Here is a 25,043-nt window from a genome sequence, read left to right as displayed (position 1 = left end):
CGTCACTCGCTAATCGTCTCCTGGTAGGCGTCGTCGAGCGGGCCGACGATATCTTCCGTCGGCGTGTCGGGCGTGGCCCACAGTCCCTTGAGCACCGACCAGAACTCCTGCTGGAACGGGTTCCCGAGCGCGTCGTCGAGGTCGGGCACGACGGTCACCTCGGCGGCGAGGTCGGGCAGGTTCGCCATGACCTCGATCTCGTAGGCCTCGTCGGGGACCTCGGTGTTGGAGGCGATGAACCCGCCGTCCTCGACCCACACCTGCTGGCCCTCGGCGGAGACGAACGAGCTCAGCGCCTCGCGGGCGGCGTCGACGTTGTCGGAGTACGTCGGCACGGTGAACCAGTTGACCGACGAGGAGATGCCGTCGACGCCGGGCAGGCGGAAGACGCCGAGGTCCGAGGGATCTTGGACCGCGTCCTGCGCGGGCGTGAACGAGCCCATGAAGTACAGCGGGAGGCTGTTGTCCCAGAAGTACTCGTACTGGACGCCGAAGTCGCGCGTCTGGCTGAAGTACCCCTCCTCGTGGAGCGTCTTGATCTCGTCGAAGGCGGTCGCGATCCGGTCGTCGGTGAAGGAGGCGTCGCCGTCGATGAGGCCCTGCTGGAGCGACGCGCCGTCCTCCTGCCGCATGAAGAAGCCCTCGGTGAGGTCGCTGAGCGGCCACCCGGTCCCGTTCCCGGAGGCGATCGGGGCGTCGACGCCGTCGATCGCCGCGATCTCGTCGAGCAGCGTCAGGAACTCGTCGTAGGTCTCGGGCTCTTCGAGGTCGTGCTCGTCGAAGAACGACTTCCGGTACCAGAAGCCGGGCTTGAGGTCCATCTTGAACGGCGCGGCGTACACCTCGCCGTCGACGGTCACCCGCGACGGGTCGACCGCGAAGTTCTCGGCGTCCCACGCGTCGCCGACCGGCGCGAGGTGGCCGTTCCGGGCGTCGGAGATGATCCGCGCCGGCGAGGGCATCACGACGATGTCCGCGGAGGCGACGCCGGACTCGTAGTCCATCAGCGTCCCGGTGAGCAGGCTGTCGGTGTCGCGCGGGAAGTACTCCAGCCCCATCCCCGTCGACTCCTCCACGAAGTCCATCACGTTGCTGAACGACTCCTGCTCGCCGCCGGACCAGACGCCGGTGATCTCCAGGCTGCTGCTCCCGCCGTCCCCGCCGTCCTCGCCGTCCTCGCCGTCTCCGCCGTCGGACCCGCCGCCGGAACAACCGGCGAGCGCGACGCTCCCCAGCACCGACGCGGTTCCGGTCGTTTTCAGTACGCTCCGCCGCGTAGTACAGGATCGATCATCGGACATGTCGTTCCCATCGTTCGGTCCCAATTACTTCAAATTTGCTTATTAATTACCGCTATAGTCACTAATCTCAAGCGGTGCGGCGCGACCGGCGACCACCGCTATTTATTGGCGTCTCGAGGGTTGATGGGGACATGACGGTCGAAGCCGACCCGTCCGCCGACGCGACGCGCCGCCCGAATTTAGTGCTGGTCCACTGTCATGACCTCGGGCAGCACCTCGGCTGTTACGGGGCCGACGTCGACACGCCGAACATCGATCGGATCGCGGCCGACGGCGTCCGGATGGCGAACAGCTTCTGTTCGGCCCCCCAGTGCTCACCCAGCCGGTCCAGCATGATGACGGGCTACTACCCCCACGAGAACGGCGTCATGGGGCTGGCGCACATGGGCTGGGCGCTCGGGGACGACTGGGAGACGCTCCCGAAGCACCTCCGGGCGGCGGGGTACGACACCGCCCTGCTCGGCTTCCAACACGAGGTTCCCGACGAGCCGGAGCGGCTGGGGTACGAGCACGTCGACAGCGGGACGAAGCGCGCGCTAGAACTCGTCGACGTGGTCGACGACTTCTTCGCCGAGCGCGCCGACGCCGACGACCCCTTCTTCGTCTCCGTCGGCATCGAGGAGCCGCACCGCCCGTTCCGCCGGGAGTACCTTCCCGAGGGAACGTACGACGACGCCGATCCCGACGCGGTCGACCTCGACGATTTCCCGTACCTCCCGGACGCGCCGGGGGTCCGCGAGGACGCCGCCGACCTCGGCGCGCTCGTCTCGGAGGTACTCGACCCGGCGGTGGGCCGCTACCGCGAGTCGCTCGCGGACGCCGGGCTGGCCGAGGACACCGTGTTCGTCTTCACGACCGACCACGGGCTGGCGATGCCGCGCGCGAAGGGCACCTGCTACGACCCGGGGATCGAGACCGCGCTCTTGATCCACCGGCCGGACGCGATCGAGGGCGGCGCGGTCCACGACGACCTCGTCACCAACGTCGACTTCACGCCGACGATGCTGGACCTGCTCGGGATCGACCCGCCGACGGAGACCGCCGGCGAGTCGTTCGCGCCGCTGCTCCGCGGGGAACCCCACGACGGCCGCGACCGGATCTTCGCCGAGATGACGTGGCACGACCGGTACAACCCGATCCGCGCGGTCCGGACGGAGCGGTACAAGTACGTCCGTAACTTCTCGCTGCTCCCCGAGGTGTTCGTCCCGATGGACGTCGCGCCGACGCCCGCCGGGCGCGAGGTCCACGAGGAGTTCCACGTCCCGCAGCGCCCGGCCGAGGAGCTGTACGACTTAGAGGCCGACCCGAACGAGTCGGAGAACCTCGCCTCGGATCGGAAGCCGTTCGAGACGGCGGCGGCGGCGAGCGACCCGGAGCCGGCCCACGCCGACGCCCTCGACCGGCTCCGCGACGAGTTGGAGGCGTGGATGGAGTCGACCGACGACCCGCTCCTCGACGGGCCGGTGCCGTACCCCGACGCGGAGTGACCGGGCTGGCGGGGCCGGTCCCGCTCTGACGGGTCTCGGTGACTTTTATACACCGAGGTAGTTAATCGATCGTCATGGACACCGAGGAACTCCTGGAGACGCTCCAGGCCGCGGACCTCTCTTACTATCAGGCGAACGCGTACGTCACTCTCCTCGAACTGGGGACCGCGTCGGCGACCGAGGTCGCGCAGGCCAGCGACGTGCCGGACGCCCGGATCTACGACGTCCTCCGCGACCTCGACGACTTCGGGTACGTGGAGCTGTACGAACAGGAGACGTTCCAGGCGCGCGCGACCGACCCGGAGACCATCGTCTCCGGGCTCTCGGACCGCGCGAGCGCCCTCGAATCGGCCGCCGCGGAGATCGAGGAGCGGTACGAGCGGCCGACGCTCGACACCCAGACGGTCAGCATCGTCAAGCGGTTCGACACGGTCCTCGAAGCGGCCCGCACGTTCGTCCGCGACGCCGACACGCAGGTCCACGCGGCGCTCACCCGCGACCAGTTCGAGGCGCTGCGCGGCGACCTCGTCGACGCGCGCGACCGCGGCGTCACGGTCAACGTCACGGTCCTCGACCGCGACGGCGACGAGTCGCTCGACGAGGCGGACTACGAGGGGGCCGTGAACGTCGCGCACCGGCTCTCCCGTCCCGCGCCGTTCGTGCTCACCTCCGACCTCCGGCGGACGGCGTTCGCCCCGAACCCCGCCGCGGTCGAGGACTACGGGCTGATCTTACGCAACCGGTCGTTCACCTACGTCTTCTTCTGGCACTTCCTCCTCTTCATGTGGCTCCCCTCGCCCGTCGCGTACGAGGCCGGGGCGGTCGGGTCCAAGCGGTACGCGGACATCCGACAGTTCCTGCTGGAGAACCGGGAGCGGATCCGGGGCGACGAGCCCCTCCGGGTCGAGATCGAGGGCCGCGAGACGGACGGGGACCGGTCCGTGACCCTCTCCGGCGAGGTCGTCGACGCCGAACACCTCTCGGACGGCGACGGCCGCGACGACCGCGCCCCGAGCGTGATGGCGCTGACTGGCACCGCCTCCGTGGTCGTCGACGACGGCGAGCGACGGTGGACGGTCGGCGGCTGGGGCGCGACCTACGAGGACGTCGAGGCCGAACGGATCCGCGTGACGGACGCGACCGCCGAGACCGAGGCCGAGCCGGCGGAGTGACGCGGGCGGCGGATTTATGATCGCGGCGCGCGATTATCGACGCGACATGCCGCCTCGCCCCTCGACCTTCTCGATCGCCGCCCGCGACCCGGAGACGGACGCGGTCGGCGTCGCCGTCCAGTCGAAGTTTGTCGGCGTCGGTGCCGTCGTCCCGTTCGTCAGCGCGGACGCGGGCGCGGTCGCCACGCAGAGCTTCGCGAACGTCGCGTACGGTCCCGACGGGCTCGACCTGCTCCGCGAGGGCCACGACCCGGCCGAGGCGATCGACCGACTCACCGCCGCCGACGAGGAGGCCCCCTCGCGGCAGGTGGGCGTCGTCGGCGTCGACCCGGACGACGACCCCGCGGCGTTCACCGGCGACGAGTGCCACGACCACGCCGGCGACCGGCAGGGCGACCACTACACGGTTCAGGGGAACATCCTGGAGAACGCCGAGACGCTCGACGCGATGGCCGCAACGTTCGAGGAGACCGACGGCGGCCTGCCGGAGCGGCTCATCGCCGCGCTCCACGCCGGCAACGAGGCCGGCGGCGACAAGCGCGGCGAGCAGTCGGCGGCGCTGTACGTCGCCAAGCCCGAGGGCGGCTACGACGGGAAGAACGACCGGTGGATCGACGTGCGCGTCGACGACCACGAGCGCCCCATCGACGAGTTGGAGCGCGTGTTCAAGATATACGACGTGACGCTCCTCGAACGCGAGGCCCCAGAGGAGACGCGGGAGTTGACGGGCGAGGCGGCCGTCGCGGTCGAGTCCGCGCTCGCGGATCTCGGCTTCTACGACGGCGAGCCGGCCGGCGAGTTCGGCGGCGACGCCCGCGACGCGCTGGAGTCGTTCCGCGGCATGAACAACTTCGAGAACCACTCGCTCGCGGTGCTGGAGGACGCGCTCGCGCGTGGCTGGGAAAATGCGGAATCCGACGCCGACCCCGAAACGCGGCTGGTCGATGCCATCTGGCGCGGGCTCTCCCGGCTCGACCGGGCGTAGTCGCCGACCGCCCGCGTCGACGCCGGTCGGAGTTGCGCCGAACCGGGACGCACGCACGCGGGCCGGTCGACTTTTGCCCGTCCGCGACCGACCGGGACCCATGACCATCGAACCGGACGAGGTCGCGGCCCTCATCGAGGAGAACCTCCCCGACGCGGTCGCCCGCGTCACCACGCCACGAGTCCACGACGACGAGGACGAGGACGCCCACTTCGCGGCGTGGGTCGTCTCGCCAGTCTTCGAGGGCGAGTCGCTCGTCGACCAGCACCAGCGCGTGTACGACGCGGTCGGCGACCACATGACGCAGTCGGTCCACGCGCTAGAGATCAAGACGTACACCCCCGAGGCGTACGCGGAACACGGCGACGGGGCCCTCGACGAGGCCCTCCGGGAGGCCGGGCTGTTCCCGGTCGACGAGGCCTGAGTCGCGTTCGACGAGTTCCCTCCGGCGGTCCGCCGCGTCGCCGAGCCGAATCACTACCGTCTCCACCACCCGCACCGATGCGATCCGCACTCGTCCGCGCCCTCCGCGGGATCTGCTCTGCGATCTCGCTGCTGGCGTTCGCCGTGCTCTTCCTCGCTGCCGAGTCGCGCGTCACCGATCCGACCGTCCTGCTCGGGCTCGCCGGAGTCGGGACCGCGACGCTCTCGGCGGCCGTCGGACCAGCGGGAGTCCGGCGACTGCTCGGTGTCGGCGAGTCGAGCGCGAACGACTCCGAAGACGGCGACGGCGCGGTCCGAGACGAGAGGGCGGAACCGGGGGACGCGTGGCTCGACGAGACGGCCGACGACACGCCCTGGACCGACCGGGCCGACCGCGCCGCCGCCGAGTCCGACCCCGACTGGTGGGTCGCACGGCTCGAACCCGCGCTTGACGACGCGTGGAACCGCTGGTCGGACCTCGCGCTGACGGTCGGACTGGCGCTGCTCGGGGTCGGGTCGTTCGCGCTGCTCGCGACCTACCCCGGAGACGACCCGCCGCTCGGGCTTGCGCTGGTGGGCCTGTTCGGACTCAACGGGGCGCTGCTGACGGTCCCGTTCCTGTTCGAGTGAGGGGTCGGTCGGCGTCGCCTCACTCCTCGTTCCGATCGGCGGTCGCGGTCGACTCCGGAGCGACCGCGGCGAACGTCACGGGTGCGAACGGGACGAGGCGGTCGATCCCCGGCAGCAGCGTGACCACGGTGAGGACGCCGACGACCGCCAGCGCGCCGATCAGGAGCCTGCTCGCCCACCGCACCGCGTCGCCGTCGAGGGCCGTTCCGACCGCTGTGTCGTTCGAACTCATGTGCGCGCCGCCCTTGCCGACCGACCGGTATAGTAGGCGGAAGCGCTTGGGCCGAGCTTCGGCGATTTCGCTCGGCTCTCCCGCGCCGACGCGGGCGGCGAACGCGGCCGATCGCGGCGGGACGGCGGGAGTTCCAATACCTTTTACAGCGTCTCGCGGGAAGGTCGGCGCATGGGTGACGACTACCGCACGGAGGAGGACAGCCTCGGCGAGATGCAGGTGCCGGCGGACGCCTACTGGGGCGCGCAGACGCAGCGCGCCGTGGAGAACTTCCCGGTCTCCGGGATCGGCATGAGCCGACGGTTCGTCCGCGCGCTCGGCGTCGTCAAGAAGGCGGCCGCGCAGGCGAACCGGGACCTCGGCCTCCTCGACGACGACACCGCCGACGCCATCGTCGCCGCCGCCGACGAGGTGATCGCCGGCGAGCACGACGACCAGTTCCCGGTCGATGTCTTCCAGACCGGCTCCGGCACCTCCTCGAACATGAACGCGAACGAGGTGATCGCCAACCGCGCCGCCGAGATCGCGGGCGCGGAGATCGGCGACCGCGTCGTCCATCCCAACGACCACGTCAACTACGGCCAGTCGTCGAACGACGTGATCCCCACCGCGATGCACGTCGCCGCGCTCGAAGCCGTCGAGAAGGACCTCGTCCCCGCGCTGGAGACGCTCCACGCCGAGCTGGAGGCCAAGGAGACCGAGTTCGACGGCGTCGTCAAGACCGGACGCACGCACCTTCAGGACGCGACGCCCGTCCGGCTCGGGCAGGAGTTCGGCGGCTACCGCACGCAGGTCGCGAAGGGCATCGAGCGCGCCGAGAACGCCCAGTCGAACCTGCGCGAACTCGCCCTCGGCGGCACCGCGGTCGGGACGGGGCTCAACACGCACCCCGAGTTCCCGGAGCTGGCCGCGGAGTACATCTCCGACGAGACCGGGACGGAGTTCCGCGAGGCCGAGAACCACTTCGAGGCGCAGGCCGCCCACGACGCGATGGCTGAGGGGCACGGCGCGCTCCGCACCATCGCGGGGAGCCTCAACAAGATGGCCAACGACCTGCGGTTGCTCGCCTCCGGTCCCCGGAACGGGCTCGGCGAGGTCGAACAGCCGGAGAATCAGCCCGGCTCCTCGATCATGCCCGGCAAGATCAACCCGGTCGTCGCCGAGTCGGTCAATCAGGTCCACAAGCAGGTCGTCGGCAACGACGCCGCGGTCTCGGCGGGCGCGGCGCGCGGCGAGATCGACCTGAACCTCTACAAGCCCGTCATCGCGCACAACTTCCTCGAATCGGCGAAGCTGCTCTCGAACGTCGCCGAGACGTTCGGCGAGCGCTTCGTCGCGAAGCTCGAAGCGAACGAGGAGTACTGCGAGACCCGCGTCGAGCAGTCGATGGCGCTCGCGACCGCGCTGAACCCCGCGATCGGCTACGACAAGGCGAGCAAGGTCGCCAAGAAGGCGCTCGCGGAGGACAAGTCCGTCAAGGAGGTCGCCGTGGGCGAGGGGTACCTCACCGAGGAGGAGGCCGACGACGTGCTCGATCCCGAGGCGATGACCCACCGCGTCATCCTCGGCGACGAGGACTGAGCGGCGGCCCACCTCTCCGAGGCGCTTCGGCGTCGTCTCGGGGTTGCCGGTAGCGGTTGCTGGTTTCTGCGGCGCGATTCGCGCCGGATCGGCACCATTTAAGCCGCAGTCCGTACCGATCAAACACGGATGAAACTTCACGAATATCAAGCGAAGTCTATCTTCGCGGACGCCGGGATCCCGGTACCGGACTCCCGGCTCGCGACGAGCGTCGACGAGGCGCTCGACGCCGTCGACGAGATCGGCTACCCGGCCGCGATCAAGGCGCAGGTCCACGTGGGCGGCCGCGGCAAGGCCGGCGGGATCAAGATCGCGACCGACCGCGAGGAGGCCGAGGAGTACGCCGAGGAGATCCTCGGGATGGACCTGAAGGGTTACACCGTCGACTCGGTCCTCGTCGAGGCGGGCGTCGACTTCGTCGACGAGCTGTACGTCGGCGTCACGATGGACCGCGGCGAGGGGAAGCCCGTCCTGATGGTGTCGACCGAGGGCGGCGTGAACATCGAGGAGGTCGCCGAGGAGAACCCCGACGCGATCGCGCGCGAGCACGTCGACCCCGCGTTCGGGCTCCACCCCTATCAGGCCCGGAAGGTCGTCTACGAGGCGGGCGTCGACGCCGACGTGGCGCTCGACGTGGCGTCGATCCTCTCGACGCTGTACGACCTCTACGAGGAGAACGACGCCTCCGAGATCGAGGTCAACCCGGTGATGATCACGGGGGACCGCGACGTGGTCGCCGCGGACGCCGTGATGAACATCGACGAGGACGCGCTGTTCCGCCAGCCCGAACTGGCCGAGATGGCCGAGGCGTCCTACGAGGACGACCTCGAACGCAAGGCCGGCGAGTACGGCTTCGACTACGTCCGCCTGTCGGGCAACGTCGGCATCATCGGCAACGGTGCCGGCCTCGTCATGACGACGCTGGACCTGGTCGACTACTACGGCGGGTCGCCCGCGAACTTCCTCGACATCGGCGGCGGCGCGAAGGCGGAGCGCGTCACGCAGGCGCTCGACATGGTGTTCTCCGACGACAACGTCGACGCGGTCGTGTTCAACATCTTCGGCGGGATCACCCGCGGCGACGAGGTCGCCAAGGGGATCAACGAGGCCTTAGAGCAGTTCGACGAGATCCCGAAGAAGGTGGTCGTCCGGCTCGCCGGCACGAACGCCGAGGAGGGGATGGAGATCCTGAACACGGACCTCGTGGAGGTCGAGAAGACGCTGGAGGACGCGGTCCAGCGCGCGGTGCAGAACGCCGAGGAGGTGACCCAATGAGCATTTTCGTCGACGACGACACGCGCGTCGTGGTACAGGGAATCACCGGCGGGGAGGGGAAGTTCCACGCCGGCCAGATGATCGAGTACGGCACGAACGTGGTCGCCGGCGCGGTGCCCGGCAAGGGCGGTCAGGAGGTCGACGGCGTCCCGGTGTACGACACCGTCGACGAGGCCGTCGAGGCGGAGGACGCGGACGCCTCCGTGATCTTCGTGCCGCCGGCGTTCGCCGCCGACGCGATCTTCGAGTCGCTCGACACCGACCTCGATCTCGCGGTCGCGATCACCGAGGGGATCCCGACGCAGGACATGGCGAAGGTGAACAAGCGCCTGAGCGAGACCGACACGCGCCTCCTCGGCCCGAACTGTCCGGGCATCATCACGCCCGGCGAGGCGAAACTCGGAATCCTCCCCGGTAACATCTTCTCCGAGGGGAACGTCGGGCTCGTCTCCCGCTCCGGGACGCTCACCTACCAGGTCGTCGACAATCTCACCGAGCGCGGACTCGGCCAGTCGACCGCCATCGGCATCGGCGGGGACCCGATCATCGGGACCTCCTTCATCGACGCCCTAGAGGCGTTCGAGGCCGACACCGATACCGACGCGGTCGTGATGTGCGGCGAGATCGGCGGCGAGGACGAGGAGCAGGCCGCCCGCTTCATCGGCGAGCACATGGACACGCCGGTCGCCGGCTTCATCGCCGGTCGCACGGCACCGCCGGGCAAGCGGATGGGCCACGCGGGTGCCATCGTCTCCGGCTCCGGCACCGGGACGGCGCAGTCGAAGATCGACGCCCTCAACGACGCGGGCGTCCCCGTCGGCGACACTCCGGAAGAGGTCGCCGACCACGTCGAGGACTTCCTGTAGACGGTCCCGGACCGCCGCTCCGACCGCGCGGCTCCCGGTCCGTTTTTCAGTTCCGGGACTCGGAGCGAAAGCTAAACCTACCGGTAGGGCAATACACGGACATGAACGCCCGCCCCGACGACTCGTCTGAAGGGACTGACTCGGTCGCGTCCGACGCGTCGGGAGCGAGCGACGACGGGCCTCGGCGCGTCCTCTTCGTCGACGACGAACCGGGTGCCGCCGACCTCGCCGCGACGCACGTCGAACGGCTCGTCGACGACATCGAGACCGTCACCCGGCTGTCGCCGGACGAGGCGCTCTCCGTGGTCCGGGGGCAGGACGTCGACTGCGTCGTCAGCGACTTCGACATGCCGGGGTCTAACGGGCTCGAATTCCTCGAAGCGGTTCGCTCGATCGACCCCGGACTCCCCTTCGTGCTGTTCACCGGGAAGGGGAGCGAGGAGATAGCGAGCGAGGCCATCTCCGCGGGCGTCACCGACTACCTCCAGAAGGGGGCCGGCCGGGACCGCTACGAGATGCTCGCGAACAGCGTCGCGAACGCCCTCGGACGCCGGAAGGCGGAGCGCGACCTCCGCGAGGTGAACGCGAAGGTCACCGCCATCCACGAGTTCGCGACGGGGCTGGCGTCGGTCACGGACGTGGCGACGGTGTTCGACCGCACCGTCGACGCGGCCGAGGACATCCTCGAGTTCGACCGCTGCGTCGCCGCCCGCCGCCGCGGCGACCGGGTCGTTCCGACGGCGCTCTCCGAGAGTGTCACCGAAGACGAGATCCGGACCTTCGACGTCGGGGAGGGGGTCGTCGGAACCACCGTCGCCGAGGAGGAGACCATGGTGGTCGACAACCTCAGCGTCGACCCCGCGGACCCGGACGAGCTGGAGGACCCGGCGTCTCCCGGCCGCGATCCGCCGGAAGCCGACCGGCGGAAGGGGGCGGAGGTGGCGGACCCGGTCGCGGACGACATCCGGTCGGCCATCAGCGTCCCGATCGGCTCACACGGCGTGTTACAGGCCGTCTCGGACGGGTACGCCGCGTTCGACGCGCGCGACGTCGAGTTCGCGGAGCTGCTGGTGACCCACGCGGCCGACCGGATCGAGCAGATCGAGACGGAGGGCGCGCTCAGGCGCGAGCGGGACCGCCTCGCCGCGCTCTTCGACGACCTCCCGCTCCCGGCGGTGCGCACCGTCGCGCTCGGCGATGGGGAGCGTCGCCTCGACGCCGCGAACGAGGCGTTCGAGGAGACGTTCGGCTACTCGGCGGAACACGGGTACGAGGAGACGCGAGACGCCCTCATCCCGGGCGGTGCCGACCGGCCCGACCCCGAGGCGGCCCTCGACCGCGACGGACCGTCGCGGCTCGAAGTGCGCCGTCGGACGCCTGACGGCCTTCGGGACTTCATCCTCCACGTCATCCCGGTCGAACAGACGCACGAAAACGTCATATACTGCGTGTACGCCGACATCGGCGAACAGAAGCGGGTCGAGCGCACCCTCAGGAAGCTCCACGCGACGACCCGCGAGATGTTCGGCGGTGAGAGCCGCGAGGAGATCGCCGAACTGGCCACCCGCGCGGCGATCGACATCCTCGAGTTCCCGAACAGCGGCGTCCGGCTGTACGACTCCGAGGCGGACGTCCTCCGGCCGACGGCGATAAGCGACGAGGCGACCGCGGCCTTCGGCGACCGACCCCCGTTCGGCCCCGGAGACGGCCGCGTCTGGGAGGCGTTCGAGACCGGCCAGCCGGTCGTCGTCGACGACATCAACGCGGTCGACACCGCGGTCGGGTACGGCGACATCCGGAGCCTCCTCGTCGTTCCGCTCGGCGATCACGGCGTGATGCCGCTCGGCTCGCGCGAGCCGGACGCCTTCGACGAGACCGACCTCCAGTTGGCTCGCGTCCTCGCGGCGAACGTCACGGTCGCGCTCGACCACGCCGAGCGGACCGAGCAGCTCCGCGACCGCGACGCCGCGCTCCAGCGGGAGATCGACCGGTTGGAGAAGTTCGCCGGGCTGGTCTCGCACGACCTGCGGAGTCCGCTCAACGTCGCCAGCGGTCGGGCGGACATGGCGCGGTCGCTGACCGACGACGAAGCCGTCCTCGCCGAGCTCGACCGGCTCGAGGACGCTCACGACCGGATGTCACAGCTGATCTCCGACCTCCTCGCGCTGGCCCGACAGGGCCGGACGGTCGATCAGATCGAGCCCGTCCCCCTCGCCGAGACGGCCGAGCGCGCGTGGAGCACCGTTGACACCGCGAACGCGACCCTCGACGTCGCCGACGCGTCGGCCGCGGTCGACGCGGACCCGGAACGGCTCCGGACGCTCCTGGAGAACCTGTTCGCGAATAGCGTGGAGCATGGCTCCACTGACAGCCGGCCGGAGGCCGGCGATAGCGTCGAGCACGGCTCCGCTGACGGCCGGTCGGAGACCGACGACGACCTCACCGTCTCCGTCGGACCGCTCTCGGACGGGTTCTACGTCGCGGACGACGGCTCCGGCTTCGACATCGACCCGGACGAGGCGACGGACTACGGGCGGTCGAGCACGGCGGCCGGAACGGGCTTCGGTCTCGCGATCGTCCGCGAGATCGCGGCCGCGCACGGCTGGGAGCTGTCGATCGAGGACGACGACGGCGCTCGCTTCGAGTTCCGGACCGATCGGTGATACATAAAAACGGGGGTTGCGTGCGCGGCCGGCGCACAGACGGGCCACGGTTATGCGCGATTCGCCCGTTTACGTGATGTATGGACGAAGGAACCCGCGAGCTGCTCGAACCGCTCCCGCCGAGCGCCAAGCTGGTCTACTACGTGCTCGACGCCGAGGGCCGGTTCGACCAGACCGGCCTCGCCGAGGAGACCCGTCTCTCGACGCGAACCGTCCGGTTCGCGGTCGAGAAGCTCACCGAGGTCGGGCTCGTCGAGGAGGGGCTGTGCCCCCGAGACGCCCGCCGCTCCGTCTATCAGGCGGTCCCGCCCGCGGAGCGCGACCCCGTCGACGAGCCGGAGGCGGCCGCCGAGGCCGACGCGCCGACCGCCGCGGTCGCCGAGGACTGAGTCGGACCGGGCTCGAACCGCTCCGACCCCGACCGTCCGACGCCCCGATCCGTCGCGCTTTTGCCCACGGGACCGATACCCTACACACTCAGATGGCGACGTACCACATCGAGACGTACGGCTGTAGCTCCAACCGGGGAGAGAGCCGGGAGATCGAGCGCGCCCTCCGCGACGGGGGGCACCGCCCGGCCGACGGCCCCGAAGACGCGGACGTCGCCATCCTCAACACCTGTACTGTCGTCGAAAAGACCGAGCGCAACATGCTCCGCCGCGCCGAGGAGCTGTCGGACATCACCGCAGAGCTCGTCGTCACCGGCTGTATGGCGCTCGCGCAGGGCGAGCAGTTCGCGGAGGCGGACGTCGACGCCGAGATCCTCCACTGGGACGAGGTCCCCTCGTACGTGCTCAACGGCGAGTGCCCGACGGTCACGCCCGACGCCGAGCCGGTCTTGGACGGCGTCGTCGGCATCCTCCCCATCGCGCGCGGCTGTATGAGCAACTGCTCGTACTGTATCACCAAGTTTGCCACCGGCCGCGTCGACTCCCCGTCGATCGAGGAGAACGTCGAGAAGGCCCGCGCGTTGGTCCACGCCGGCGCGAAGGAGCTCCGCGTCACGGGACAGGACACCGGCGTCTACGGCTGGGACAACGGGGATCGGAAGCTCCCCGAACTGCTCGACCGGATCTGCGACATCGACGGCGACTTCCGCGTCCGGCTCGGGATGGCGAACCCCGGCGGCATCCACGGGATCCACGACGAACTGGCCGACGTGTTCGCGGACAACGAGGAGCTGTACGACTTCATCCACGCGCCGGTCCAGTCCGGCTCCGACGACGTGCTCGAAGATATGCGTCGCCAGCACCGCGTCGAGAAGTTCCGCGAGGTCGTCGAGACGTTCGACGACCGGCTCGACCACTGGACGCTCTCGACCGACTTCATCGTCGGCTTCCCGACCGAGGACGACGAGGACCACGAGCTGTCGATGGACCTGCTCGCCGAGGTCCGGCCGGAGAAGATCAACGTCACGCGCTTCTCGAAGCGCCCCGGCACCGACGCCGCCGAGATGAAGGGGCTCGGCGGGACCGTGAAGAAGGAGCGCTCGAAGGCGATGTCCGAACTGAAGATGGAGGTCGTCGGCGAGGCGTACGAGTCGATGGTCGGCGAGACGTTCGAGGTGCTCGTCGTCGAGGAGGGGACCGGCGACTCCGTGAAGTGCCGCGACTCCGCTTACCGGCAGATCATCGTCCAGAACGCGACCGACCGCGGCGTCGAGGTCGGGGACTTCCTCACCGTCGAGGTCACCGGCCACAACACCGTGTACGCGTTCGGCGATCCGGTCGCGACGGACGAGGCGGCCGACCTCGACGCGGCGGAACGCGACGCGCTCGACGGCGACTCGGTCGACCGCGACGACGGCCCGGAGTCGACCGCTTCCTCGGCGTAGCGGCTCGCCGACGACCGGCCGACCGCCTCTCTCGCCGGGCCGGCCGGACTCACTTCGGGTCCGTCGCGTTCGACCCGCTCGACTTCGAGTCTCTCGACCCCGGCCGCGTCGACCGCCATCCACCCGACCCGGAACGTCCCGAGCTCTCCCCGACCGACCGGGTCGCTTCCGGGTCGTCGGGGAGCCGGATCCGGACGACGGTGCCCCGCGGGTCGTTCTCGGCGAACTCCACCGTTCCCCCCGCCCGGGCCACGGTCCAGTATATCAGCCACAGCCCGAGCCCCTCGGTGTGTTCGAGCGGGGTCTCCTCGGCGTTGCGGAGCGTCTGTCGCTCGATCCGCGGGATGCCTCGGCCCGTGTCCTCGATGACGAGGTCCGTCGCGTCCCCGTCCCGCCGCACCCGCACCGTGATCGCCACGTCGTCGTCGTTGTGTTCGATCGCGTTCCGGAGCGCCTCCTCGACCGCGAGCGGGAGCGACGGATGGGTTCGGACGACACAGCTGTCAGGGAGCTCCGTGTGAATCGCGACTCCGGGCGACTCCGCGGTCACCCGGGCGATCCGCGCCTCGACGACGGCGACGAGGTCGATCGACTGGAGGGTTTCCGTCCGCCAGATCGCGGCGATGCGCCGCGTTCGCTCGCTCGTCTCGACGAGCTCCTCAAGGTGGGTCCGGGCGATCCGCGCCTGTTCCCCGATCGTCTCCCCGTCCGCCGCGTCCTCGATCCCTTCGAGGTGGCCGAGCGCCACCGCCAGCTCGTTTCGGATGTTGTGGCGTAGCACCCGGTCGTTGATCGACAGGAGCGTCGTCAGGTCCTGCGCCTCGGTGAGCCGTTCGTCCGCCTTCACCACGTACAGCCCCGCCCGCGATCCGACCGCCGCGCCGAGGCTGACGGCGAACGAGAGCAGGAAGGAGAGCTTGAACGCGTGGTGGCCGAGCAGCCAGATGAGCCAGACGACGCCGGCGAGCGCGGCGAACCCGAGCGCGGTGTAGACGCCGATCCGGACCGCTCGCCACTGCCCCGAACGGGAGATCTCCCAGCGCGGGAGGTCGTGGACGGTGTAGAAGACGACGGCCGAGAGGGCGAATATCAGCCCGAACTCGAGCGCGGTCCCCACGTTTCGGCTCCCGAAGGCGAGGTGGCGCGCGCCGACGCCGAAACAGCATCCGCCGAGAGCAGCGAAGCCGTATCGGGGCGGGACACGCCGGACCATCGACGATACTACCCGCCGGAGACTGATATCCGTTTCTAGTTCTGACAGGTGCGGACCGGTCTACTCGTCGTCGTAGATCAGTTCCACCTCGTCGGCGAACCGGTCTAAGATGTTCCGCCGCTTCTTCTTCATCGTGGGCGTGAGCAGGTCGTTCGCCTCGGTGAACTCCTCTTCGACGAGCCGGAACTGCTTGATCCTCTCGTACGACTCGAACTCCTCGTTCACGCGGTCGACCTCCGCTTGAATCCGCTCGCGGACCCGGTCGTCGCGGCAGATGTCCGCGGGGGCCTCTGGCAGGTCGATCCCCTCGGCGTCGGCCCACGCCGCGACCTTCTCGAAGTTCGGGACGATGAGCGCGGAGACGAACTTCCGGCCGTCGCCGAGCACGACGCACTGCTCGACGAACTCGTTGGCCGCGAACCGGTCCTCGATCGGCCCCGGCGCGACGTTCTTCCCCGTCGAGAGCACGAGCAGCTGCTTCGCGCGCTCGCGGAAGGCGACGTAGCCGTCCGGGCGAAGCTGGACGATGTCACCGGTGCGGAACCACGGCTCGGCCGCCGCGTCCGACGGGTCGGGCGCGTTCCCCTCGACGCCGACGCGCTCGTCCGGTGGTGTCCCGGCGGTCACGACGCTCTCGGGGAGTTCGTCGGCGGCGACGAACGCCTCCTCGGTCGCGTCCGGCCGGTTCCAGTAGCCGTCGGTCACCTGCGGGCCGCGGACGAGCAGCTCGCCCACGTCGCCGTCTAAGTCCGCGACCTCCTCGCCGACGACCGCGTCGTCGATCGCGATCTCTGCGTCGACGACCGGCGGGCCGATGGTCCCCACCGTCGGGCGCTCGGGCGGGTTGACGCTGATGACCGGCGAGGTCTCCGTCAGGCCGTACCCCTCTAAGATCGGGAGGTCCATCGCGTGGTACAGCGCGCAGAGCTCGGCCGACAGCGACCCGCCCCCGGAGATGAAGAAGTCGATGTTGCCGCCGATCGCCTCCCGGACCGACGAGAAGACGAGCCGGTCGGCGACCGCGCGCTTGGCGTCGAGGATCGGACCGGGGTCGTCGGCCTCGTGGTGGGCGCGACCGACCCCGACCGCCCACTCGAAGATGCGCTCCTTGACCGGCGACTCGCTCGCCTGCTCGCGGATCGCGTCGTACAGCTTCTCGTAGACGCGCGGAACGCTGGTCGTCGTCGTCGGTCGAACCAGTCCGAAGTCCTCGCGGAGCGTGTCGGGGCTCTCCGCGTACGCGACGGTCGCGCCGGCGGCGAACATCATGTAGTGGCCGGCCATCCGCTCGAAGACGTGCGCGAGCGGGAGGAACGAGAGCGTCGTCGACTCGGCGGAGATGCCGGGCACCTCGGGGTCCCGGTCGGGCCTGTCGGCGAACCGGCGGTAACACTGCGAGACGTTGTCGCGGAAGTTCGCGTGCGTGAGCCGGACGCCCTTCGGCTTCCCGGTCGTCCCGGAGGTGTAGATGAGGCTGGCGAGATCGTCGGGGTCGGGGGCGTCGATCCACCCCTCGTAGGCCGCCTCGTCGAACGCCGTCGCGCCGCGCTCGTGGACCTCCCCCAGCGTGTACACGTCGTCGGTGGTCAATCCGTCCGCATCGATTTCGGCCGCCACGGCGTCGGCGTCGACGTCGTCGATCGTCACGATCGCGTCCAGATCGTGTCCGAGGTCGTCGCGGACGCGGAGCACGTCCGCGAGCATCTCGCGGTTCTCGGCGACGACGACGGTCGCCTCCGGGTCCTCCAGCAGGTATCGGAGCTGTGTCGGCGACGAGGAGGCGTAGACGGTCGTCACCGCCGCGCCGGCCGCCAGCGCGGCGAAGTCCGTCTGGGCCCACTCCATGCGAGTCTTCGAGTACATCGCCACCCGCGTGTCGCCGTCGACGCCCACCTCGCGGAGCCCCGCGGCGAGGCTCCGGACGATCCCGCGCATCTCGGCGTACGTCAGGTCGGCGTACTCGCCCGCGGGTGCCGCCGGGACGACCCCGGCGGCGACGAGCGCCCGGTCGTGGATGCCCCCTTTGTACCGCTGCGCGAGCCGGTCCGCGTGCCGCTCCGCGCTCCCCTCGAACATCTGCGGGAGGGTTTCCCGGGCGATCGCGGCGTCGGTGAACGATCGTTCCGCCTCCTGCCAACTCATACCCCCCCAGTCCCGCCCTACCCTCATAAACGACCCGGTAGTTTTGAGTTTTCTCTCGACCATCCGCTCCACGGAAGCGACTGTTCGCGGTCTCCGAGTCGGATTTACGCCGTCTGCGGGTCGGTCCCGAGCCGTCGTCGAAGCGTCCGATACACGGTCGAGCGCGGCGGTGGCCCTCTGCGGTCAGCGGTCGGCGGCGATTCGACTCCCGACGCTGTCCCTGTCCGCGCGGACGCGGTCCGCCAGCTCCGCCACCTGCGCCAGCACGGGATAGCGCGGCCCGTCGGTGGGTCCGTAGAGATAGCCGTAGAACGTCCGCTCGGAGTCGTCGTCGAGGCGGGGCGTCAGCGGGGGGTCGTCGAGCGAGCGCTGTCGGTCGGCGGCGAGCTCGTCGCACTCGCGCTCCAACACCGCCAGCCGGTTCCAGACGTCGATCGCCGCGTCGGTCTCGCGCCCGTCGCGGACGCCCTCCATGTGACCGAGCAGCCGCCGGCGGCGACGGTCGATACCGGACAGCGCCGTCTCCCGGTCCGCCAGCTCCGCTATCTCCTCGTCTATCGCGCCCGCCAGTCCGTCGCGCGCGTCCGCGGCGCGCCGGCTCCGGTCGACGAGCGCCGACTTGGCCCCGCTCGATAACCCCCCGTCGGTCGCCAGCGCGGTCGCCGTGTCGGGGCCGAGTTCCGCGGCCAGGCTCTCGGCCGCCGTCTCGTCGTACTCGTCCCGGTAGTGCGACAGCGACAGCACGGTGTCGTCGTACGCGGCCAGCACCCGCCGGAGCGTCACGTCGCCGCCGCTCGGGCCGCCGCCCGGCGAGACCCCGTTCCCCGCCGAGCCGATGCCGCCGAACGCGCCGGCGGGGACGCCGGACGGGGACGAGTCGGACGGGACCGGCACGGTGTCCATCTCGGCCACCCGGTCGGCGAACGTCTCGAACGCGTCGCGCTCGTCGAGGACGCGCCGCCGCTCCGCCCGGCAGGCCGCCTCGGCGTCGCGGACGTACGCGAACGCGAGCAGCGCGACGACCCCGACGACCGCCACCGCCGCGACCACCTCCGGCCGGGTCGCGACCGCGCCGACCTCGCACCATGCGTTCGAGCACCCCGCCGCCGTCACCCCCCGATCGGGGATCTGGAAGACCGTCGTCGAGCCCGGATGTACGCTCATTGCGTTTGTTAACACGTTACACGCACAAATCACTTTGGTTCGCCGCTCGGGAGTTCGTCGCGACGCGCTCGGTCACCGTCGGGTGCGGGGGCGGGCGTCGCGTTCGGAGGGCGTATCGTGTTCGGAGAGGGCGGCAGGTACGAAGCCGTCGTCAGTTCCAGACGCCGTCGTCAGTTCCGGACGCCGTCGTCGGTGATCACGGTGTCGATCATGCCGATCGGGGTGGCGTCGTAGCTGGGGTTCTCGATCTCGACGTCCTCGACCGGTTCGCGCATCACCTCGACGGCGTCGCGGAACTCGTTCTCGAACCGGAACTCCTCGATGGTCTTCGCGCCCGAGCCGACCGCGGTGACGGGAACGCCGAGCTCGCGGGCGGTGACGACGAGCGGGAACGTCCCGATCCGGTTGTAGTAGGTCCCGCCGGTGATACAGGTGATTCCGAGGAGGACGCGGTCGCAGTCGCGGAGCGCGTACCCCATCGCGCCGTCGACGACCATCCGGGTCTCGACGCGGGACATCCCGGCGAGGACGCGCGCGGTCTTGCGGCCGAGGGTTCGCGGGCGGGCCTCGGTGACGTAGACGGTCAGGTGCGCGCCGTCGCGCGCGGCGTTCTCGATGGCCTCCAGCACGGTCGTCGAGTAGTCGTGGACGAGCAGCGTGTCGCCGTCCTCGATGTGTTCTGCCGCGTTGGCCGCCGCCTCGCCCTTCGCGGTCTCGATGTCCTCCGTGACGCGGGCGATCACGTCCTCCAGCAGCTGTTTCGCGCCCTCGACGCTCGTCGCCTCGCCGACGATGGAGCGCTCGACATCGCGCATCGCGTTGTGGAGCGCGGCGTGGGAGGGGTTCGACCGGCGCAGCACGCCCGCGTTGTGTTCGAGGTCGCGCTCGAACTCGTCGACGGTCACGTACTCGCGGTCGAGCAGGTCCGCGAGCGACCGCGTCGCCTTCACGGCCACCGCCGACGTGCTGTGGGTCCGCATCGCCCGGATCTCGGCGACGGTCTCGTCGATCATGCCCGAAGGGTCGGCCGGGCCGGTAAAAGGGGTTCCGGGGACGGACGCGCTCTCTGTCGAGACCCGCCCCACGGTCGAGGCCGATCTCAGCGTGATACAAGGTGGAGCCTCCGACCTCAAGGAGCGAGCGGAGCGAGCGAGTAGGTCGGAGAGGAAACCGACATGAAACGTCACCAACCACGCTCGATGGCTGGCCAACTCCCCATCGACCGTTACTATAATAAAAAACACAAGACCACATCTGAAACACGGATGGAGGTGCGTCGTACCGTTCCCGTCAAACTCGATGTGGCCGACAGCGACGTCAACCTCCTCCACGAAACCATCTCCGAATTCCTGTGGGCCGCCAACTACGTCGTTGACCACGCGTGGCAAGGCGAGTACAAGACCACGAGTAAAGCTGAACTCCAACGCGAAACCTACGACGAAGTCCGGGCCGAAACGCGACTCCAAGCGAACCTCGTCCAGAACGCTCGCAATAAGGCAGCCGACGCCGTCCAGAGCGTTGTCGCTCGATGGAAGCAAGGTGACTACGCGGGCAAGCCACACTTCATAGCGCCGACACTCGTTTACGACAAGCGATGTGCGACGTTCAACGACGATCACGCGACACTCTCGACTGTCGAAGGACGCATTACGGCAGAATACGTCCTTCCCGACGAGAGCCGCGAGACGCCCCACTCGAAGTACCTGTTCAACGATGACTACGAAGTGACGGGCGGAGAACTACACTACCGCGACGGCGGGTTCTACCTTCACGTCCGAACAAAGGCGGACGTGGAGTCTGAGACTGCCGACGACGGCAACGACGAGCACAACACAGTCCTCGGCGTTGACCTCGGCATCGAAAACGTCGCCGTCACTTCGACAGGCGAGTTCTGGAATGGGTCGGAGTGGAACCACTGGCACCGCGAGTTCGAGAAACGACGCGGGGCGCTCCAACAGCGTGGAACGCGCGCTGCCCACGAAACCATCCAGTCGGTCGGACGCACCGAGACGGGACGCTATGACCACTTTTTCCACACCGTCTCGAAGGAACTCGTCGCCGAGGCCGTCGAGTACGGTTGCGACGTGATCGCGTTCGAGAACCTGACTGGGATCCGTGAACGGATGCCCAACGCGAAGAAGTTCCACGCGTGGGCGTTCCGACGCCTGTTCGAGTATGTCGAGTACAAATCCGAAGTAGTCGGTATCTCGGTCGAACAAGTGAGTCCTGCCTACACCTCTCAACGGTGTTCGAAGTGCGGATTCACCCATGAGAACAACCGCCCGACTTCGGATGGGCAGGACGTGTTCGAGTGTCTGAAGTGTGGGTACTCACCACACGCGGACTACAACGCGGCGAAGAATATTGGCCTGAAGTATCTCCGCTCGGCGCAAAAGTCGTCGGGCGGAGGCGCACCCGTAAACGTGTGCTTGAATCGCGGGACGTTGAACGTGAACGGCGAGTATTCGCCTGCCGCCGGCGGCGGCCAGAACGGGAGTCCACGCGAAAGCCCCACCCGCAACGAAGCGAACGGCGAAGCCGTGAGCGAGTAGGGTGGGGTAGTTTACTCGAGTCCGATCCGGCCGACCGCGCGCGGCATACACCCCTCCTCCGGCTCTATGTACGAGTAGTGGTCCGCGATCAGATCCGTGACGTCGACGTTCGCGTAGCCGTCCGGCGCGGTCGCGGCGTCCGGGAGCCCCCCGTGACCGACCGCGCGGGTCCGGTCGGAGGCGCGGTACACCCAGCCGAGGACGCGGTCGTTCCGGCTGTGGAAGTTGTAGAGCGGGGCGTCGAGCGCGCCGATCGCCGGCCCGTACCGCCCGTCGCGCCCGACGCTCTCGTCAGGGACCGCGCCGCCGAACAGCGACGCCGAGGCGAGGGCGTCCGTCCGGCCGCGGTCGTCGAGCTCGCGGAGCGCCTCCCCCGTCACGCGAGCGCCGAGCGAGTGCGCGAACAGGTGGACCGGCCGCCCGTCCGCGTCCGCCCACGCCGTCAGCCAATCGGCGAGCGGGACGGCGTTGGCCTCGGCCGTGCGCTTCGCCGGCCCCCAGTCGACATCCGACGCCCACGAGTAGCCGATCACGGGCGGGGCGTCGGCTCCGAGCGACTCGTCGAGGGCGAGTCCCGCGGTGTACGCCTGATCGCGCGCCGACGCCGCGTCCGCCCCGAGGCCGTGGACGTACAGCACCACCCGGTCGGCACCGTCGAACGCCCACGACCCCGACCGCTCCGTGGGATCCGACTCGTCGAGGCGTCCGCGGGTCGACACTACCGGCTGCGTCTCCGGAGCCTCGTACCCGCCGAAGTCGCCGCCGAGTTCGTTCGCGGCGTAGAGCCCGCCGCCCCCGAGGAGGCCCACGCCGCCCGCGACGCCCGCGAGGAGCCGCCGGCGAGCGACGAGGCCGCCGTCGTCGCCCGGGCGGCCGGTTCCGCCTGAATCGTCCGCGCGGTCCGCGCCGTCGGGGCCGCCGGAAGTGGGATCGGATGAGATGTCGGATCGACGCGCCGGAGGATCAAATATTTGACGCGACTGCGACGGCTGTTTATCAGTTCGGGCCGTACGACGGACATGAGCTACCCGGTCACGTACTACTGTCCCCACTGCGGGACGCTCGTCGCGCTCGAACGCGAGGGGTACCTCGCGGACAAGTCGGTGACCCCGTACCCGCTGGAGGGGTGGACGTACGCCGCGCCCACGGAACCGTTCGACGCGGACGGGGGCGGCGATGGAGACTCCGCCGAGGGGAACGGAGGCGGCGATGGAGACTCCGCCGGGGCGGACGGCGTCCGGTTCGTCTGCGGCGAGAGCGACGGCGTCGAGTGGGACCCGCACGACGGCGTGCGCGGCACCGACGTGGGCGGCGACGAGCCGTACCGGGAGCCGGACGCCGAGGGCGTCGGCTGCGGCGAGGCCTTTTACCTCTCGTTCGTCCGGTACGAGGAGGGCCGCGAGATCGATCCGGACGCGGAGTCGGAGCCCGTCGAGATCAACCCGGATCCGCGGCCGAGCGGTCCCCAGGGACCGAGCGGACCGAGCGGCGTCGGCGACTCCGACGGCGGTTTCTGGTGACTACGGATGTGGGCGTCGTGCTGGTCGGCCGCTGATCGAGACGAACAACATCGAAGAGACAGCCGCTCGGCTACACGTACTCATTTATAAACACCTGATCGACACGAACACCACCGAAGCCCCAGCCGCGAGGCGGGCGCACGCTCGCTGCGCGCCTCACTCGGTCGCTCGTTTCACTCGCTCCCTCGCTTCGGTGCTTACGTCGCCTGCGCCCGCCTCGCAGCTGCCCCTTCGAGTCCCGCCCCGCACCGCTCCACACAGCACCTCACGCCTCCCCAGCCTCGTCGGCGGTCCTCCGCTTCGCTTCGGACCGCCGACTCCCTCGCACGGCGCTCCTCGCGCCCTTAAAAAGGCGCTCGGAGGCGCGCGCCGACCGCCGCGGTTATTTAAGCACACTTGCGAGGGAGACGCCGCCGCTCGCGCCCAACAGCCAAACCCCTTAAACGGTGAGCGAGTAGGCGTCGACATGGAGAGCATCAACCGGACCGCGATCGAGCTGGTCGACGAGGCGCTCGATTTCGCCGGCGAGCTGGACGTCGTCGGCTACGAGTTGGACAACGGAGCCACCGTCGTCGACTTCGGAATCGACGCGGCCGGCGGGGTCGAAGCGGGGCTGCTGCTCGCGGAGATACAGACCGCCGGGCTGGCGAACCTGCAGACGCGAATGGGGAAGCTCGCGGGCGCGCCCCGCCAGTACGTCGAGCTGTCGACGGACCACCCCGCGGTCGCGCTGCTCTGCTCGCAGAAGGCCGGCTGGGAGCTCACGACCGAGGGCGGCTTCGAGGGGCTCGGCTCCGGCCCGGCCCGCGCCTTAGTCGGCCGCGAGACCGAGTTCGAGCGCGTCGGCTACTACGACTCCTCCGAGTTCGCCACGCTGACGATCGAGTCGACGGCGCTGCCCGACGAGGAGGTCGCGGAGCAGGTCGCGGAGCTGGCCGAGGTCGAGACCGACGGCGTGTTCCTCCCGACGTTCGCGACCGGCTCGACCGCCGGCTCCGTCACCACGGCGGCCCGCGCCGCCGAACTCGCCGTCTTCCGCCTGCTGGAGGTCGGCTACGAGCCGACGGACGTGCTCCACGCGTCCGGAGCCGCGCCGCTCGCGCCCCCGACCCGCGACGAGACCGAGGCGATGGGGCGGACGAACGACGCCCTGGCGTACGGCGGCGAGGTCCACCTCCAGGTCGCGCGCGACGACGACCGGTTCTCCGAGATCGTCTCCACCGCGAGCGAGGAGTACGGGACGCCCTTCGTCGAGGTGTTCGAGGACGCCGACTGGGACTTCTACGACGTGCCCGAGAGCGTGTTCGCCCCGGCGCAGGTCACCGTCGACGTGGTCGACGGCCCCGTCTACACCGTGGGCGACACCGACGAGGAACTGCTCGCGGAGTCGTTCGGCTACCGCTGACTCCCCGGAGCGTCACCGACTGACCCGCAGACCCCGTCACGACACCCGATGCGACTCAAACCCGTCCCCGAACCCCCGTCCGACCTCGACGCGCTGCGCGAGCACCGGCGCGCGGTCCCGCTCGTCCCCGGCGACACCGACGACTGCTGCGCCCGCCTCCGGCGGCGCTGTGACCTTCCCGACCGGCAGACCGCAAACGACTGGCTCGCCTTCCTCCGGACGCTCGGACTCGTCGAGGAGACCCCGCGGGGGTTCGTCCGCGCCGACGCGGAGCCGACCCCGGAGCGCGTCCGCGATGGGCTCCGGGACGGCGTGCTGTTCGCGCCCGAGGCGCTCGCGGCGCTCGCCGAGGCCTCGCGCGAGGACCCCGTGACCCCCGACGACCTCTTCGCGGCCACCCGCGACCGGGTCCCGCGGCACGACCGCGCCCGCGACCCCGAGTGGGAGGCCGAGTGGCGCGACCGCGCGGCCCGGCTGCTGGCGTGGCTCGCGCTCGCCGACCTCGCGGCACGGGTCGAGAGCGAGGACGGAACCGCGGGATACGTCGCCGGAGACGCCGCCTGAGTCTCCCCGACGCGACCCGCGCGTCCGGCGACGC

21 protein-coding genes and 1 pseudogene are annotated in these 25,043 nt (G+C 69.9%); 15 read left to right on the top strand and 7 right to left on the bottom strand.

The features are described from left to right. Positions 1-2 precede the first annotated feature (2 nt). Positions 3-1,238, bottom strand: a complete 1,236-nt coding sequence (locus C472_RS11355; RefSeq protein WP_006629982.1) for an ABC transporter substrate-binding protein — start codon at positions 1,236-1,238, stop codon at positions 3-5. A gap of 194 nt (positions 1,239-1,432) precedes the next feature. On the opposite strand from C472_RS11355, the gene C472_RS11350 reads away from it, so the two are divergent. From C472_RS11350 to C472_RS11330, 5 genes are all read left to right on the top strand, one after another. Beyond that, entirely contained in the window at positions 1,433-2,788 is a 1,356-nt protein-coding gene (locus tag C472_RS11350; protein WP_006629981.1) for a sulfatase family protein, read from the top strand. Positions 2,789-2,862: 74 nt separating this feature from the next. Beyond that, positions 2,863-3,960 carry a TrmB family transcriptional regulator gene (locus C472_RS11345; RefSeq protein WP_006629980.1) on the top strand — a complete coding sequence of 366 codons (1,098 nt, stop codon included), beginning with the start codon at positions 2,863-2,865 and terminating at the stop codon, positions 3,958-3,960. A 46-nt stretch (positions 3,961-4,006) separates the two neighbouring features. Next, positions 4,007-4,945: a DUF1028 domain-containing protein gene (locus C472_RS11340; protein ID WP_006629979.1), complete on the top strand. Its 939-nt coding sequence runs from the start codon at positions 4,007-4,009 to the stop codon at positions 4,943-4,945. A 100-nt stretch (positions 4,946-5,045) separates the two neighbouring features. Continuing rightward, entirely contained in the window at positions 5,046-5,369 is a 324-nt protein-coding gene (locus C472_RS11335) for a BolA family protein (RefSeq protein WP_006629978.1), read from the top strand. Positions 5,370-5,446: 77 nt separating this feature from the next. Continuing rightward, a complete protein-coding gene (locus C472_RS11330) occupies positions 5,447-5,998 on the top strand; it encodes a hypothetical protein (RefSeq protein ID WP_006629977.1) in 552 nt (183 codons plus the stop codon). Positions 5,999-6,035: 37 nt separating this feature from the next. Here the strand turns inward: C472_RS11330 and C472_RS17375 are convergent. Next, positions 6,036-6,230 (bottom strand): annotated as a pseudogene (locus C472_RS17375) (hypothetical protein); the annotation flags it as partial. A gap of 171 nt (positions 6,231-6,401) precedes the next feature. Between C472_RS17375 and C472_RS11320 the strand changes: the two are divergent. The 6 genes from C472_RS11320 (at position 6,402) to C472_RS11295 (ending at position 14,449) form a co-directional block, all read left to right on the top strand. Then, complete coding sequence (locus C472_RS11320; protein WP_006629975.1) at positions 6,402-7,811, top strand: class II fumarate hydratase; 1,410 nt, start codon at positions 6,402-6,404, stop codon at positions 7,809-7,811. A 129-nt stretch (positions 7,812-7,940) separates the two neighbouring features. Further along, positions 7,941-9,086 (top strand): ADP-forming succinate--CoA ligase subunit beta, encoded by a 1,146-nt coding sequence (gene sucC / locus C472_RS11315; RefSeq protein WP_006629974.1) that lies wholly within the window; start codon positions 7,941-7,943, stop codon positions 9,084-9,086. Continuing rightward, a complete protein-coding gene (gene sucD, locus C472_RS11310) occupies positions 9,083-9,952 on the top strand; it encodes a succinate--CoA ligase subunit alpha (protein ID WP_006629973.1) in 870 nt (289 codons plus the stop codon). Before sucC ends, sucD begins: the two co-directional genes overlap by 4 nt. Before the next feature lie 101 nt (positions 9,953-10,053). Then, a complete protein-coding gene (locus C472_RS11305) occupies positions 10,054-12,615 on the top strand; it encodes a GAF domain-containing protein (protein WP_006629972.1) in 2,562 nt (853 codons plus the stop codon). An 80-nt stretch (positions 12,616-12,695) separates the two neighbouring features. Continuing rightward, positions 12,696-13,004, top strand: coding sequence for a hypothetical protein (locus tag C472_RS11300; protein ID WP_006629971.1), 309 nt, complete (start codon positions 12,696-12,698; stop codon positions 13,002-13,004). A 92-nt stretch (positions 13,005-13,096) separates the two neighbouring features. Then, positions 13,097-14,449, top strand: a complete 1,353-nt coding sequence (locus C472_RS11295; RefSeq protein WP_006629970.1) for a tRNA (N(6)-L-threonylcarbamoyladenosine(37)-C(2))-methylthiotransferase — start codon at positions 13,097-13,099, stop codon at positions 14,447-14,449. A 49-nt stretch (positions 14,450-14,498) separates the two neighbouring features. On the opposite strand, the gene C472_RS11290 is transcribed toward C472_RS11295, so the two are convergent. The 4 genes from C472_RS11290 to C472_RS11275 all read right to left on the bottom strand — a co-directional run bounded on the left by C472_RS11290 (position 14,499) and on the right by C472_RS11275 (position 19,981). Continuing rightward, positions 14,499-15,662, bottom strand: a complete 1,164-nt coding sequence (locus tag C472_RS11290; RefSeq protein WP_049906552.1) for a sensor histidine kinase — start codon at positions 15,660-15,662, stop codon at positions 14,499-14,501. 60 nt (positions 15,663-15,722) lie between these two features. Beyond that, complete coding sequence (locus tag C472_RS11285; RefSeq protein WP_006629968.1) at positions 15,723-17,804, bottom strand: AMP-dependent synthetase/ligase; 2,082 nt, start codon at positions 17,802-17,804, stop codon at positions 15,723-15,725. A 183-nt stretch (positions 17,805-17,987) separates the two neighbouring features. Continuing rightward, entirely contained in the window at positions 17,988-18,968 is a 981-nt protein-coding gene (locus C472_RS11280) for a DUF7260 family protein (protein ID WP_006629967.1), read from the bottom strand. Positions 18,969-19,138: 170 nt separating this feature from the next. Continuing rightward, positions 19,139-19,981, bottom strand: a complete 843-nt coding sequence (locus tag C472_RS11275; RefSeq protein ID WP_006629966.1) for a translation initiation factor eIF-2B — start codon at positions 19,979-19,981, stop codon at positions 19,139-19,141. A 252-nt stretch (positions 19,982-20,233) separates the two neighbouring features. Here C472_RS11275 and C472_RS11270 point away from each other — a divergent pair, with 252 nt between their 5' ends. Then, positions 20,234-21,520, top strand: coding sequence for an RNA-guided endonuclease InsQ/TnpB family protein (locus C472_RS11270; protein ID WP_006629965.1), 1,287 nt, complete (start codon positions 20,234-20,236; stop codon positions 21,518-21,520). Positions 21,521-21,531: 11 nt separating this feature from the next. On the opposite strand, the gene C472_RS11265 is transcribed toward C472_RS11270, so the two are convergent. After that, entirely contained in the window at positions 21,532-22,329 is a 798-nt protein-coding gene (locus C472_RS11265; protein WP_006629964.1) for a DUF726 domain-containing protein, read from the bottom strand. A 210-nt stretch (positions 22,330-22,539) separates the two neighbouring features. Here C472_RS11265 and C472_RS11260 point away from each other — a divergent pair, with 210 nt between their 5' ends. The 3 genes from C472_RS11260 to C472_RS11250 all read left to right on the top strand — a co-directional run bounded on the left by C472_RS11260 (position 22,540) and on the right by C472_RS11250 (position 25,009). After that, the gene (locus C472_RS11260) at positions 22,540-23,040 is read left to right on the top strand and encodes a hypothetical protein (protein ID WP_006629963.1); all 501 of its coding nucleotides are present in this window, start codon (positions 22,540-22,542) and stop codon (positions 23,038-23,040) included. A gap of 466 nt (positions 23,041-23,506) precedes the next feature. Further along, on the top strand, positions 23,507-24,445 hold the full coding sequence (gene mch, locus C472_RS11255) for a methenyltetrahydromethanopterin cyclohydrolase (protein WP_006629962.1): 939 nt from the start codon (positions 23,507-23,509) through the stop codon (positions 24,443-24,445). A 48-nt stretch (positions 24,446-24,493) separates the two neighbouring features. Continuing rightward, a complete protein-coding gene (locus C472_RS11250) occupies positions 24,494-25,009 on the top strand; it encodes a hypothetical protein (protein WP_006629961.1) in 516 nt (171 codons plus the stop codon). Positions 25,010-25,043 lie beyond the last annotated feature (34 nt).

The organism is Halorubrum tebenquichense DSM 14210 (assembly GCF_000337415.1).
Classification (GTDB): domain Archaea; phylum Halobacteriota; class Halobacteria; order Halobacteriales; family Haloferacaceae; genus Halorubrum; species Halorubrum tebenquichense.
Note: the sequence above shows the minus strand (reverse complement) of the source record. Positions and strands in the feature narration are given on the sequence as shown.